This window comes from Vibrio sp. 1069 (assembly GCF_033340555.1).
Window position 1 is genome coordinate 1 of record NZ_JAWOWP010000021.1, and the last position, 14000, is coordinate 14000.

Below are 14000 nucleotides of genomic sequence, written 5' to 3' on the forward strand. Positions count from 1 at the left end.
GGTTGATGAAGTACTGCCTGAACAACCCATGCGTCAGTGGGTGTTGAGCTTCCCGTTTCAGCTGCGTTTCCTGTTTGGGGTCGTTTGCGGGAAGGGGCGGAATCCTACGCTAAGGCTTTGGCCAGCGATATTCTCCGGTGAGATTGATGTGTTCCCAGGGGATAGGAGAAGTCGCTTGATATCTAGTATGACGTCTGTCGCACCTGCTTGATCGCGGCCGCGATAGCTAGATCGCGTTGCTCCTCTTCTCCATCCGCGTTCCAAGCTGCGGAAAGGCACCCATAAGCGTACGCCTGGTCGAGCAGGCGACGCGGATCGACGTCCAGCGCACGAGAGAATGCGTCCGCCATCTGTGCAATGCGTCTAGGATCGAGACAAAGGTCGTCTCTGTCAGCCGGATCGTAGAACATATTGGCGGCGCCAAAGCCCACTTCACCGACCAGACCGACGGGATCTATCACCAGCCAGCCGCGACTGGAGAACATGATGTTTTCATGATGCAGATCGCCATGTAGCCCACGCAGTTCCGAGGCATTGCTCATCATTTGATCGGCTATAATCGCCGCGTGGACGTAGTCAGTTTGACAACCTGCGTTTTGATCATCGCGCGCCCGCTGAAACAAAGCTGCAAAGCGATCCCGGATCGGGAGAAGGGCAGAAGGCAGGGGTTCCTCAGATGCGGCATACAGCTTCGCCATTAGTTCCGCTGCAATTTCGGTCGCCTGGTAGTCGCCGTGCTCGGCAACGATGTGAGAGAGCATTCGCTCCCCGGCATATTCGAGCAACATCAGATTGTTCTCACGACCGAGCAACCGGACTGCTCCCCTCCCATTGCGCCATACCAGATAGTCGGCCCCGCGCAGTTCATCAGCAATGTCTTCTATAGGTTTCAATCCCTTGACGATTGCAGGAGTCCCGTCTGGCAATGAAACTTTCCAAACGAGGCTGGAAAAGGTGTCCGCAATGAGAACAGGTTGCGAAACGTGCCAATGAGCAGGAAAAACAGGCGGCATGAACATCAACCCCAAGTCAGAGGGTCCAATCGCAGATAGAAGGCAAGGCGTTCGCGGTCGGGGGCTTCGATCCCCAATACATTGAATAGGACAGCGAAGGCGCGCTCTGCTTCATCTGGCGCTGCCCAGTTCTCTTCGGCGTTAGCAATCATGAGTGCCAAATCGGCATAGCGATCTGCTGTTCCGAGCCGCCCAAGGTCGATCAGACCCGTGCATTGAAGAGTTTTAGGGTCCACCATGAAGTTCGGCATGCAGGGATCACCATGGCAAACAACCATATCGGTGCGCTCTTGGTCGAGCCGCACCGGTAGCTCTCGTTCGACACGAGCCAAAAGATCGAGCTGCGGCGTACTCTTGTCCTCGTCCGGTAAGAAGTCGGGATTGACGGCATTGCGGGACACCACATCAACGGCGCGTCCGAACATTCGCGACAGCCTGCGCTCAAACGGACATTGATCAACCGATAGGCTGTGAACAGCGCCAAGTTGCTGCCCCATTGACGGCCACGCTTTGAGCAAATCCGCTCCAGACAGATCAGCCGCCGGTACTCCCGGAATTGCCGTTATCACCAAGCATGCACCCTCCTGTTCCTCCTGCCAGTTGATGACCTCGGGGCAAGCCACACCTCGACCTTTGAGCCAAATGAGGCGGTCACGCTCTCCAGCGAGCTCACCGCGGCGGGAAGCAGGTGCGATTTTCGCGAAGGCATGCCCGTCACCACGTCGAAAAACAAAATCACCAGATTCTCCGCCTCTGACAGGCAACCAGTCAGAATGCGATTCACCAAAAAAAATATTAGTTCGATTCAATGGAGGTTCCTTCAGTTTTCTGATGAAGCGCGAATATAGAGAAATATCCCGAATGTGCAGTTAACGAATTCTTGCGGTTTCTTTCAGCGCCGCCAATACCGCCAGCCCGTCGCGCAAGGGGCGCGGCTCGTGTGTGCGGATGAAGTCAGCTCCACCTGCGGCGGCGGCAAGCTCTGCAGCGAGTGTCGCGGCCCCGACATCCCCCGGACCACGGCCTGTGAGCGCGCGCAGAAAGGATTTGCGCGAAACAGACAGAAGCACCGGCAAATCGAAGCGCAGCCGCAATTCATCGAACCGCGCCAGCACCGAGAGCGAGGTTTCGGGAGCAGCCCCCAGAAAAAACCCCATGCCGGGATCAAGGACAAGGCGGTTGCGTTTGATACCGGCACCCGTCAGCGCCGCGATGCGCGCGTCAAAGAACGCCGCAATGTGATCCATGATGTCGCCAGCGGGTGCCTCGCGCCGATCTGCCTGCCCGTCTTGCACCGAATGCATAACGACGAGTTTGGCAGATGATTTCGCCAATTGCGGATAGAACGCAGCGTCTGGAAAACCGCGAATATCATTGAGATAGGCCACACCACGCGACAAGGCATAGGCTTGCGTCGCGGGTTGATAACTGTCGAGCGAGACGGGAATGCCATCTGCCTTGAGCGCGTCCAGCACCGGCGCGATACGCGCGATTTCTGTGTCGGACGAAACAGGCGCGGCGTCGGGATTGCTGGATGCCGGACCGAGGTCGATCACATCTGCCCCCTCGGCCATCAGCTTACGCGCCTGCGCAATGGCTGCGTCTGGCGCCAGATACCGGCCTCCATCGGAGAAACTGTCCGAGGTTATGTTGACGATGCCGAAAATGATGAGCGATTTATTCATGGGGGCTTCTATAATAATAATAATCGAGCATGAGTCTCATACGGATGCTCGGGTCGAAAGGGAATCCCCAGGCGAGTAACCTGTTTGCGGTGATCCATTAGCTGCAGGAGCAGAATAGCATACATCTGGAAGCAAAGCCAGGAAAGCGGCCTATGGAGCTGTGCGGCAGCGCTCAGTAGGCAATTTTTCAAAATATTGTTAAGCCTTTTCTGAGCATGGTATTTTTCATGGTATTACCAATTAGCAGGAAAATAAGCCATTGAATATAAAAGATAAAAATGTCTTGTTTACAATAGAGTGGGATACAGACACGCTTGATATGTTTGGAGATGGGGTTCTAGGGATTTTCCCCTCTAAAAAGACTTAATCCTCTGTAGACCACACCAATAAATGGCTGCGGAGGTGGGTTACTACTTATAAGTGTGGCAAATTAGGTAAATATCGTACATTTAATACGGAACAGCCCTGATATGGCCATCAAAAACGAAATTACTATTCTCACGAGAGCAGAACAGGCAGATCTTTATTCCCCACCCATTTTTTCAATCGAAGAACAACGTCTGTACTTTTCTCTGAACGATGCGGAATTGGCAGTTTTTCGGTCAATTCGTCTCAGAGCTCATAGATGTTACTTTGTCGCGATTTTGGGATACTTCAAATCAAAGCCCGTCATCCTAGATATCGCTTACTCGCAGGTTTCTAAGGATTTAATGTTCATCAGTAAAGAGCTGCTTGGCGGCAAGGGGCTCAGACCATTCACTCCCTCACAAAAACAAAAAGATCGACTCTACGCAAAAGTATTAGACCTTGCTGGTTATCACAAATGGGACGAAAGTCAGCACTTCAATTCTCTTTTCGACCACCTTGTTCAGGTGGGCAATGCCTGGCTGGAGCCGCGTTACCTCTTTGATACTGCTATTGAATTCCTAACCAGTCACAGCATTGCTATCCCTAGGTACACCGTACTCCAGAGACTGATAAGCAGAGCGATGCAGCAGGTCAGAAAAGACCTGGCGCACCAACTTAATCAACTCACCAGTCCTGAACTTCACGTCTTTCTGGACAGCATAACAGCCATTGATGACGGACTAAGCCTGAACCAGCTCAGAGGCGGTGCAAAAAGTCTGACCGTACCTGAACTTAAAAAAGAGCTTGCCCTTTATCATCAGTTAGCGCCATGGCGCACGCAAATCAATGGCGTTATCGATGGGCTTAATCTGTCTCTTAAAAATCGACAACACTTCGGTGAGCTCATCAACTATTACGGTAGTAAACTCAAACGATTCAAACGCGCACAGCAGCATCTATGGTTGCTATGTCACCTGACAGAGCGGATACAACTGGCACTGGAACGGTTAACTGATGGGTTCATTTACCATATCCGCAAGCAACAAGAAGCTGCCAACACCTTTGCACAACAAGCAGTGTTCCTGTCCTGGCAGTCAGCCGCGGACTGACACATCAAAATCAAGCACTGGAAGCATCGAGTCGAGATTCATCTTTTTTTGAAGAGCTGAGGATTCCAACAAACCAAACTCTTCACCATTATGATACTGAAATTGGTATTTTTTAGGCTCACTAGCAATGTCAACTAAGCGCCGTAACTCACCTGAGTTACCAGCGTAATAAAGATATCCAGCCTGACTAAAAGGGTCGAACTTCTTAATGTCGCAAAATGCAATGTAAGTCTTTAAGGCGCTTAATTTAACTACTAGAGACCATGCATTGGTTTCATTTTTCTTCTCTTGATCAACCCATCTTTTTAGCTTTTGCATTCTTTCCAGTCGAGAGGGTTTAGCTAATGGTTTTTTGGGATCACACTGTTCATGACACCAATAAATAAAATTGTGTCTTGTGCTGTTTAGCACCCCTTCTGGCCGTATATCAACGATCAAATCTAATGAAGTAACATTTTTCTTAGTAATCGGCGGAGCGGGTGATTTATTTTGATTTCTCGATGCTGCTAATCGACTTTTTGCCATATCATCACCTCAGCGATTGTTGTGCGAATTGATTTTTACGCTGAGCGAATTCCAACCATGTTTTATTGTCATTCATGTAGTTAACGTATTTTTGAGTGGTAGAGGTGCTTTCATGCCCCATCAAATCAGCCAGCTCCTGTAACAAAGCCTCGAAGGGCTTACCTGTTTCCATATGTTTGCTGTACAGCCAGTCGGTTGCGAAAGTGGCTCGTAAGTCATGAGGGGCAAAATAAATATCAAGCCCACAGTGTGTCAAATCATTGCGGATAGTTTCCACATACTTTTGAATGGTGTTTGGAGCGTAGATATTGCCATTCGATTTAACGAATAAGTGGTTATGGCGAAGTAATCCTTTTTCAATAGCCTTCTTCCTCGCCTTACTTAACTTGTACTCGTACAACAGATCCATGACACTGGCTGGGATTTCAATTGTTCTGTTTTTTTTGAACTTGGTTAAGCAACCGTTAATATTCTCACCAATTTGCACCTTAACTACTTTAGCTTTTGGCTTGTCCACGACAGAGGCAGGAAATGTTATTAATTCCTCCAATCTCAATCCCGTTTCAGTTTTTAAGTACACCATTAGGGCTTTAGTGTCAGATGAATTTTCAATATCAAGGTGTTTATAAAGCTCTTGTTTTTCATCTTCACGAAGTGGGTTAAGCTCTCGAATATCAGCATCTTGAGGTTTTTTTATGTTCTTAAATGGTCTAGTGAGACCTGTGGTGTATACAATAATTTCCTTACTGTGACTGCGATTGAGATGTGAGAGCATTTCATGTTGTGCTCTGTTTCCTTTGTTGCTTATGCGAACAGTCTTTGCCTTAAACTCAAATGGTCGAAAGGTTTTGCTGATTGAAATGATCCGCTGGCGATGAAGGAAGATGAAGTAATTGACAACTTTCAAAACATAGTTAGAGGCTGTACTTGGAGAACCACCGACTTTTCCAGTTTCATCCTTGGTATAAAGGTTTTCCAATAAATAGTCTCGATATCTCACGATTGGACTTTCCTCTACCTTCTCGGTGCAGTCATATATTGTTAACGGAGGTTTTTCATCAACCAGAAGGCCAGTCCTTGGGTGTGTATGTTCGGGGATTTCCGTGCTCAACCACCGATAGAAGCTCAATAACGCAACTGCATGGGATTGAATCGTCTTATCGGAGGATATATCTGGATCTGCCAACAAAGAGTGAAGATATAGATTCACTGGCACCACATTGATACCATCGGGGTCTATTAAAATTGGAAGTTTATGAGCAAATGGTTTTGAGTTGTCCCTAACGTCATGGATGATCTCGCCACTGTCTGTCAGGGTGTGGCCTACTTATAAATGAGGGATATTTCTCCGTACTAATCCACATAAGACAATAGTCAAAGCCGAAGTCATCTGGAAACGACCTATTTTGTTCAATCACATTAACACCTAAATCATCCGTTATTCACACTGCTAAGCCTTCCCCCAGGGGGTTACGCGTTCATACATCTACTTTTTCAAGATATTTCTTAACCAATAGTAAAAATTGTAACCACCCCTCATCTCGACGTCTAATTTATACAACCTGAAACATTACAACATGTGATGTCTAAAGTATTTCCCAACTGTAAGCGCATAGTTGGACGAGAATGCCAAAATGCCATGGCGCTGCATTTCAGCTTTGATTTGAAAGACGGGTACGCCCATTTTAATACCGAGTAACTTAGCTTCACGCGACCGTGCAACCACGCAGCCGTCATTGTTGGACAGCACCACAATCGGCGTATCTTTTAAATCAGGACGAAACAGCTTCTCACAACTGGCGTAAAAGTTGTTGCAGTCCACCAAGGCAAATACTGGCATGGGATAGTCACGACTTACGGCGTATGTTTCGCACCACATTGGTGACCACACCAAATATCTCTAACTCTGTCCCTTCAGGAATATGAATGGGCTCATACACCTGGTTTCTTGGGATCAGCATGACGCACGGCCTTAGTTGAAGCTCCTTTACCGTGAGTTCACCATGGATGCCAGCGATGACAATGTCACCGTGTTCGGCTTGGACAGAGCGATCAACCACCAGAATATCATCTGGGTGAATCCCGGCATCAATCATTGAATCACCTTCAACACGCACAAAGAACGTTGCAGCCGGTCGCTTGATGCACAGCTCGTTGAGGTCGAGCGTTTGCTCAACATAATCCTGCGCTGGTGAAGGAAAACCAGCAGAAACACGTTCCATGAACAATGGAATACGAAGGCGCTTGGCTTTGATGAAGACAAGTGCGCCGCTACGGCCTATCAGCGAGACACTCATGACGAACCTCGAAAAATCATAATTAATACTGTTTGTTTATACAGTATCTAATGCTATGCTGATTTCTACAAGTAAAATTGTAGGTAAAACTGTAGTTGTTCGAGTAAGACGTTGTGTCGTGGGTGATTTATTTCTTGTGTTGAAAAGCTTGATGTGGGGATTGCTCGCCCTCGTCAAAGCCTGCAAGGCTTGGACAATACTGCTTCTGCCTACTGCTCTTGTTTCTGTTACTGATCCTGTTACTGCTACTGGTTAACGCATGGGTCAAGTAACCGTCAGACAAGGCTTGTTGGACCCTTCGCAAAGGGTTTCAAAACAGTTAGTAAAATTCTGTTTCGTATTGAATTTACTGGCTTAAAGGGAAGTCAGGAGCATCATTAAAATGCTCAGTCGAACTCAGTTAAAGCCTTTTTCAACCGTTTGAAAAGGGGTTGGCTAAGCCATACGTAAAGGGTATTGGTAAGGGTTACCTAAAGGGTTTAGCTAAGGCTTTCTGAAAGGCTTAGCCAAAGCCTTCATACATGGGTTCACCCAGTAGAAAGATTAAAAAAACGCTGAGGTATCCAAGGTGCATTTTGAAAAACCTGTGGCACAGTGAAATAACCCAAAGCGAACAATAGAATTGAAGAGGAACCATCAATGACAAGAGCCCCTGCGCCATTTCCGCTAGAGCGCCTCGCGGAGATCCCAGAAAGACCAGAAGATTTTAGATTGCTGGAGCGCATTCCATTAACGCGTGAACCGCAGTCCTGGCCACTTGAACTTTCTCCTGTGGTCGGTGATGAACAGCCAATGGTGCTGCTCGATACAGAGACAACCGGACTGTCTGCCGATGACGAGTCCATTATTGAGCTTGGTATGGTTAAGGTGCTTTACAGCCCATCAGCTATGCGGATTGTGTCGATTGTTGATGTGATCAGCCTGTATGAAGATCCCGGCAAGCCAATCCCCGAGCTGATCACCGAGTTAACCGGTATCACCGATGATATGGTGCAAGGCCAGCGCATTGATGATGCAATTGTAGCGAGTTGGTTATCCGATGATCCGCTGGTGGTTGCACACAATGCACAGTTTGATCGTCCTTTCTTTGAAAAGCGGTTTGCTGCATTAGGCCATCTATCTTGGGCCTGTTCAGCCAGTGGCATAGATTGGAAAGCACTGGGCTTTGAAAGTAGAAAGCTTGAGTACCTGCTGCTTCGCTTAGGTTGGTTCTATGAAGGACACCGAGCTGCAACCGATTGTTTGGCGATGGCCTGGTTGTTCTATTTGTTGCCCGAGTCCGTTGCAAACTTGTTGTCTGAAGCAGACAGGCGAACTGTATTAGTTCGTGCGTTTGGTGCGCCGTTTGACGTAAAGGACTATTTAAAAGAGCGCGGTTACCGTTGGCATGACGGTGTTAAAGGTGCCAACAAACATTGGTGGCGCGAAATCAGCGAAGACGAGCTGCCGCTGGAGCAAGCTTACCTGGATGATTTGTACCATCGTGGCTCAGAACATGCCCACTATGACTACAAAGATGCCCGCAATCGATTTAAAGCGCTTTAGCTTTTTATAAGGCAAGCCTTGCATATTTGAAAACCTCTGGAAAATGGAAAGTGAACTTACGTTATACCCAAACTACTTGGTGTTGCAGCTAGGCGGCAAGTGAGCGAGTCCCCATGAGCATAGATCTTCTATGTGATTGGGGTGAGCGAATGCAGGTAACACCGCTGCGGCTGCAAGTAGGCAGGGTATATAACCTACAAGAGGAATCTTTCCATGTACCAAGACACCTACATTGAATACTGGGGCGAAATCTTCGTCTCTGCCCGCATCATTGAATTTGGCATCACGTTCGAGCGCTTTCTTAAAGATCCATGGAAGCACTTAATTTCCTGTGGCCAAGAGTCTGCCCCAGACGCGATTGCTGAAGGGATGCTGCCATTGCTACCAGCCCAGGCAGAAGTTGCCAGGCGCATTCGGGAGAGTGAGCAACGAGCCCTGATGTCTACAGAGACGGACAAAGGGGTATCTCATCGCGGTAACATCGTGGTGCCATTGGTTCGGGTAGCGCATTGATAGCGGCTATCAGCAATGGCATGAAACAATTTCTTCACGCCCATACCTGAGCGGCAATTGCAATCTAGATCAAAAAGTTGCCGCTTAGTCTTCCCTACAAAATAATTTGTGATAGGATGATACCTGATAAAATTTATTAGGTTGAAGCCTATTCAGTGTTTTATGGCCATCTGTTCAGCTTCAACCGGTAGAGACTGCTAAGTCATTGCGGATAAAGAGCAGCATTGAGTGACACTATTCAATGTGATTACGCGATGTCTGACCGTACTTTATAAACAGAGTTTTAAGAAACTGGTTGAATTGGATAAACAAGACGCATGACAAATGATGGTCTGAAACAAACGGTAGTGGCGAAGTCAGATAGGCTTTCACAGATAGCGCAGTTGCCACAAGCAACCAGGGATCGCATTGCCCACATCGATTTCACCTTATTGTTTAAGGGAGAAGCGGTACGGGCGGATTTAGTCGATCGCTTCAGCATAGCCGCTGCACAAGCAACGAAAGACTTCACCCTTTACCGAGAGCTTGCGCCAGGCAACATTGAGTATGACCAAAAGCTCAAATTGCATAAGCGTGGTGAAGCTTTTGCCCCATTGTTCGACTATGACGTTGTGAGAACACTGGCAACCATTAGCCAAGGATACGGAGATGGCTTTACTGGAAAGGTAAAACCACCACTGGCTTGTGAAGCGCCTTATCACCTTAACAAGCCCAGTTTATCTATAGTAGCGAAAGTCACCGAGGCCATTCACAAAGGCAAAGCCTTGAGCATCACCTATGTGTCGTTATCGAGTGGTGAAACTACGCGTGAAATTGTTCCGCATACGCTGGTGGACAATGGCCTGCGTTGGCATGTTCGTGGTTTTGACCGCAAGCATGCTGAGTTCCGTGACTTTGTGCTGACCCGAATTAAAGCAGCGGTTGTACTTGAAGACTCAAGGTTATCTGAAGCTGAACTAGAAACCCAGGACCGGCAATGGAATCGCTTTGTAGAGCTTGAGTTAGTGCCGCACCCACGCATAGAGCACAGCGAAGCGATTGAACTGGATTATGGCATGACGGGTGGCGTTCTAAAGGTTGAGATTAGAGCGGCAACTGCTGGGTATTTGCTTCGCCAATGGCATGTGGATTGTTCTACGGAGCACTCATTAATTGGCTTTGAGTATCAGCTTTGGTTGCGTAACAGCCAAGCACTTTATGGTGTCACAAACTTAAGCATTGCACCGGGAAGAACAAGTTAATCGAACCAGTAAATCATGAAGATTATTGTTTGAAAAGTTCAATTATTTGATTTTAACTCAAATAAATTGAGAAAAATCATATTTGTGGTAGGTTGTGCACAGTGATAAAGCCCCAATTTTATGGTTAAGAAAACACCGTGGAGAGAGCATGATCCGCTGCCACCTAGCCCGATTAATGGGTGAGAGAAAAATGCGCATTAGCGACGTGATGCGAGAAACCGGCCTAAGCCGCACAACAGTCACGCTACTTTACAAAGAAACCGCGCTCAAGGTGGACTTAGAGGCGCTCGATAAGCTGTGTGATTTGTTTGATTGTGAAATCCAAGATCTATTACAAAAATCGCCAGCAGAAACCGAATTTAATGAGAACAAGTAATGACAACAACCAACGATAAAAAGCCATCAGAAGTACTCGCCATCGAAGATGGCATGATGCTGGATTACCTAACGAATAATCCTATCAAAGAAACACCTAAAGAATTGGTTCGTCAAAAAACCTTACGCGCCTTGTTCCATGAATACGGCATCAGCGCTGAAGATATGGAGCTTGATGTAAAAGTTAAGATTGATGGTAAGCAGAAGAAAATTGATATCGCCATTTTCGAGCATGGTTCTGAGCATATTCCTGAAAATATCCGCCGCATTGTTATCTGTGATAAAGAGCCGAAAAAAGGCAAAAAATCCGCAGTAAAAATGCGTGATCACGATCAAGCGCATAAAGACCTTCAGTTGATGGAGGATATGATGCGTGAACAGGTTGGTGATAAGTACCTGCTAGAAAAGTGCCAGTGGGGTTTATGGACCAACGGCATCGAATTTTTCTTTGTTGAAAAAGAAGAGTCGCGATTCGATACCAAGTTCAACGCAGTTGGCGATTGGCCATTAGCAGATGAGACTTTGGGGAGTCGAGACGTTGCATCAAACGCACAGCTAAGAACCGCTGACCGTGAGATGCTACTTACTGCATTCCGTCGTTGTCATAATTTTATTCACGGTAACGAAGGTATGCCTAAAGATGCGGCATTCTGGCAGTTCTTATACCTTATATTCTCTAAAATGTATGATGAGCGCATCGGCAATCGAGACCGTGAGTTTTGGGCATCACCAACTGAGCAGTTTGACGACGAAGGTCGTAAGAGAATCAGAGCACGCATTAACCCCCTATTTGAAAAGGTAAAAAAAGCCTATCCAGAAATTTTTGCTGGCAACGAAGATATCACTTTGTCAGATCGGGCTTTGGCATTCATGGTTTCTGAACTTGCTAAGTACGACTTTACCCGTACTGAAATGGACGCCAAAGGTGCAGCCTATCAAGAAGTGGTGGGTGATAACCTACGTGGTGACCGTGGTCAGTACTTTACACCTCGCGGTGCAATCAAGCTTATTGTCGAAATGATGGCACCGCAACCACATGAAAAAGTGCTGGACCCATCATGCGGTACAGGTGGTTTCCTAGAGCAGACCCTGAGCTTCATCAACAAGCAGCTAAGAGAAAAAGAAGCTATTAGCCTGGCAGCTGAAACCACCGAAGAATTTATTTCTATTCAGCAACAAATTAAAGAGTTTGCCGAAAACAATCTGTTTGGTTGTGACTTTGACCCCTTCCTGTGCCGTGCATCGCAAATGAACGTGGTGATGGCAAGTAATGCCATGGCTAACATCTACCACATGAACTCATTGGAATACCCACACGGACATTTAAAGGGCGTAGACCCCGCCAAGAAAACGATTCCTGTTGGCGATTCCAGCGGTAAAGACGGCAGTGTTGATGTGATCTTAACTAACCCACCGTTTGGTTCCGATATCCCAGTTACCGACAAGCAGATTCTAGAGCAATACGACCTTGCCTATGTGTGGGAGCGCACTGAAAACGGCGGCTTTAGAAAAACAGAGCGCCGTAAAGATGCAGTTTCGCCCGAAATTTTGTTTATTGAGCGTTGCGTGCAATGGCTTAAGCAAGGCGGACGTATGGGTATCGTGTTACCCGACGGCATTCTAGGTAACCCAGGTGACGAGTATATTCGCTGGTGGTTAATGCAAGAGTGCTGGGTGCTTGGTTGTGTCGACTTACCTGTTGAGTCATTTATCGTTGAAGCTAACGTAAACATCTTAACTAGCCTGCTGTTCTTGAAAAAGAAAACTGATACTGAAAAAGATGCTATTGCCATCGGTGGAGAGCCCGAATACCCGGTATTTATGGCAGTTGCAGAAAAAGTAGGCTTTGATCGTCGTGGTAATACGCTGTATGAGCGTCACCCAGACGGCGAAGAGAAAGTTATCGAAGAAGAAGTTGAAGAGCGTATTCGCATCAACGGCCACAATGTGGTGCGTAAGCTGAAGCGTCGTAGCAAAATTTTAGATGACGACCTGCCAAAAATTGCTAAAGCCTGGAAAGAGTTTCGTGCTAGCAATCCGGAGCCATCAGTATGATCTCAAGAATAGAGGCCTACAAATACCGTTGCTTTAATACGCTGGACCTAGCATTAGAGCAGCAGCATGTATTTGCAGGCTCTAATGGTTCAGGTAAAACAACGTTACTTGATATCCCAGCTTTGTTTGGTGATTTACTGAATGTGTCGGATATAAACGATGCGTTCTTTAAACCAACCAACGGTAGAGAGCGTGCTCGCGCAGAAGCAGCCAAAGAAGTCGTTCATCAGCTTCGAGGCGAGTACTTTATCTTGGCACTAGAAGTGAGCTTGCCTCCTTCAGTTATTGAGGAACTGTTAAGAGGCGCGAGCGACGCCTGGCAGAATAAGTTCCAGAAAAGTGAATTAAGACCCGATACTGCGCGATACGAAATATCGTTCAGAATCAACCAGCATAAATTTCAAGTTACAGAAGAGCACTTAACGCTTTTTCCAAATAATGAGTTGCGCCCCGAACATGGCATGGGTCTTATTGGCGTAGATGATTTCAGGCGCAGTGCGCCTTGGTTTAAGGTGTTATCGCGCAGTTTAGGTACCAAGGTTAAATACCAGGCAGAGTATCAAGCTGGAAAATCATCCATCCTTGAATTTGGACTACGAGATAGCCAATTGGCTTTGGCTGCGCTACCTGCTGACCATGATTTATACCCCGCAGCGCTATGGCTTCAAGAGTTTCTTATACAAGGCTCACATTGCTACGAGCCACAATGGCCTGCAATGCGATTAGCTGCATCGCCAAGAGATAAACACGCCTTTAAAGCGGACGGGAGTAGTTTACCTTGGCAAGTACATGCCTTGCAGCAGCGCGATCCCGAAGGCTTAAACGAATGGTTAGAGTTGGTGCAAATGGCGCTGCCCTCTATTACTAAAATTGAAGCCAAGCAACGTATCGATGATAGCTTTTGTTACCTAGAAGTAACCTATAGCAACGGTATGGTGGTGCCTTCGAGTGGCTTGTCGCACGGTACTTTGCATATATTAGCGTTGACAATTATCCCGTATTTGCAAAATGCACCTAAGATCATCACCTTAGAAGAGCCTGAAAACGGTATTCACCCTAAGGCAATTGATGCGGTGTTAGAAGCGTTAAAGCTCACCTCTGATACGCAATTGTGGTTATCAACGCACTCACCTGTGGTGCTCGCCAATACCGAAGTAGAGCAAATCATCACCATGCGCTTTAACCAAGACGGCGCAACAGAAGTATTAAAAGGCCATGAACACCCCCGCCTAAAAACATGGAAGGGCGAAGTGGATTTAGGAACCCTATTTGCGGCCGGAGTGTTGGAATAATC

13 protein-coding genes and 2 pseudogenes are annotated in these 14000 nt (G+C 47.1%); 8 read left to right on the forward strand and 7 right to left on the reverse strand.

The window, feature by feature from the left end; translation table 11 throughout:
- The coding region (locus R7040_RS21475; protein WP_206926156.1) for a hypothetical protein at window positions 1-211 on the forward strand (211 nt) is incomplete at its 5' end.
- Here R7040_RS21475 and R7040_RS21480 read toward each other — a convergent pair.
- From R7040_RS21480 to sul2, 3 genes are read right to left on the reverse strand one after another with little or no spacing between them, the layout of a single operon-like run.
- Complete coding sequence (locus R7040_RS21480; RefSeq protein WP_000480968.1) at window positions 183-1019, reverse strand: aminoglycoside O-phosphotransferase APH(6)-Id; 837 nt, start codon at window positions 1017-1019, stop codon at window positions 183-185. The two genes, R7040_RS21475 and R7040_RS21480, sit on opposite strands and share 29 nt — an antisense overlap.
- Window positions 1019-1822, reverse strand: coding sequence for an aminoglycoside O-phosphotransferase APH(3'')-Ib (aph(3'')-Ib, locus tag R7040_RS21485; protein ID WP_001082319.1), 804 nt, complete (start codon window positions 1820-1822; stop codon window positions 1019-1021). The genes R7040_RS21480 and aph(3'')-Ib overlap by 1 nt, the downstream gene beginning before the upstream one ends.
- Window positions 1823-1882: 60 nt before the next feature.
- Window positions 1883-2698 (reverse strand): sulfonamide-resistant dihydropteroate synthase Sul2, encoded by an 816-nt coding sequence (gene sul2 / locus R7040_RS21490; RefSeq protein ID WP_001043260.1) that lies wholly within the window; start codon window positions 2696-2698, stop codon window positions 1883-1885.
- A gap of 470 nt (window positions 2699-3168) precedes the next feature.
- Between sul2 and R7040_RS21495 the strand changes: the two are divergent.
- A pseudogene (locus tag R7040_RS21495) lies at window positions 3169-4152 on the forward strand (DUF4158 domain-containing protein); the annotation flags it as partial.
- Here the strand turns inward: R7040_RS21495 and R7040_RS21500 are convergent.
- The 4 genes and pseudogenes from R7040_RS21500 to umuD all read right to left on the reverse strand — a co-directional run bounded on the left by R7040_RS21500 (window position 4141) and on the right by umuD (window position 6977).
- Window positions 4141-4680, reverse strand: coding sequence for a hypothetical protein (locus R7040_RS21500; RefSeq protein WP_180824602.1), 540 nt, complete (start codon window positions 4678-4680; stop codon window positions 4141-4143). The pseudogene R7040_RS21495 and the gene R7040_RS21500 sit on opposite strands and share 12 nt — an antisense overlap.
- A 4-nt stretch (window positions 4681-4684) precedes the next feature.
- Window positions 4685-5899: a tyrosine-type recombinase/integrase gene (locus R7040_RS21505; protein WP_008844762.1), complete on the reverse strand. Its 1215-nt coding sequence runs from the start codon at window positions 5897-5899 to the stop codon at window positions 4685-4687.
- 387 nt (window positions 5900-6286) lie between these two features.
- Window positions 6287-6520 (reverse strand): annotated as a pseudogene (locus tag R7040_RS21510) (DNA polymerase V subunit UmuC); the annotation flags it as partial.
- 7 nt (window positions 6521-6527) lie between these two features.
- Window positions 6528-6977, reverse strand: a complete 450-nt coding sequence (gene umuD / locus R7040_RS21515) for a translesion error-prone DNA polymerase V autoproteolytic subunit (RefSeq protein WP_226083534.1) — start codon at window positions 6975-6977, stop codon at window positions 6528-6530.
- Window positions 6978-7616: 639 nt separating this feature from the next.
- Between umuD and R7040_RS21520 the strand changes: the two genes are divergently transcribed.
- From R7040_RS21520 to mads3, 6 genes are all read left to right on the forward strand, one after another.
- Window positions 7617-8522, forward strand: a complete 906-nt coding sequence (locus R7040_RS21520) for a 3'-5' exonuclease (protein ID WP_226083532.1) — start codon at window positions 7617-7619, stop codon at window positions 8520-8522.
- A gap of 213 nt (window positions 8523-8735) precedes the next feature.
- Window positions 8736-9035, forward strand: coding sequence for a hypothetical protein (locus tag R7040_RS21525; RefSeq protein ID WP_153644072.1), 300 nt, complete (start codon window positions 8736-8738; stop codon window positions 9033-9035).
- Window positions 9036-9352: 317 nt separating this feature from the next.
- On the forward strand, window positions 9353-10276 hold the full coding sequence (locus R7040_RS21530) for a WYL domain-containing protein (protein ID WP_153644073.1): 924 nt from the start codon (window positions 9353-9355) through the stop codon (window positions 10274-10276).
- A gap of 148 nt (window positions 10277-10424) precedes the next feature.
- On the forward strand, window positions 10425-10652 hold the full coding sequence (locus R7040_RS21535; RefSeq protein ID WP_041588353.1) for a helix-turn-helix domain-containing protein: 228 nt from the start codon (window positions 10425-10427) through the stop codon (window positions 10650-10652).
- The gene (gene mads2, locus R7040_RS21540) at window positions 10652-12706 is read left to right on the forward strand and encodes a methylation-associated defense system DNA methyltransferase MAD2 (RefSeq protein WP_153644074.1); all 2055 of its coding nucleotides are present in this window, start codon (window positions 10652-10654) and stop codon (window positions 12704-12706) included. The genes R7040_RS21535 and mads2 overlap by 1 nt, the downstream gene beginning before the upstream one ends.
- Window positions 12703-13998: a methylation-associated defense system AAA family ATPase MAD3 gene (gene mads3, locus R7040_RS21545; RefSeq protein ID WP_153644075.1), complete on the forward strand. Its 1296-nt coding sequence runs from the start codon at window positions 12703-12705 to the stop codon at window positions 13996-13998. Before mads2 ends, mads3 begins: the two co-directional genes overlap by 4 nt.
- The last annotated feature ends 2 nt before the right edge of the window (window positions 13999-14000 follow it).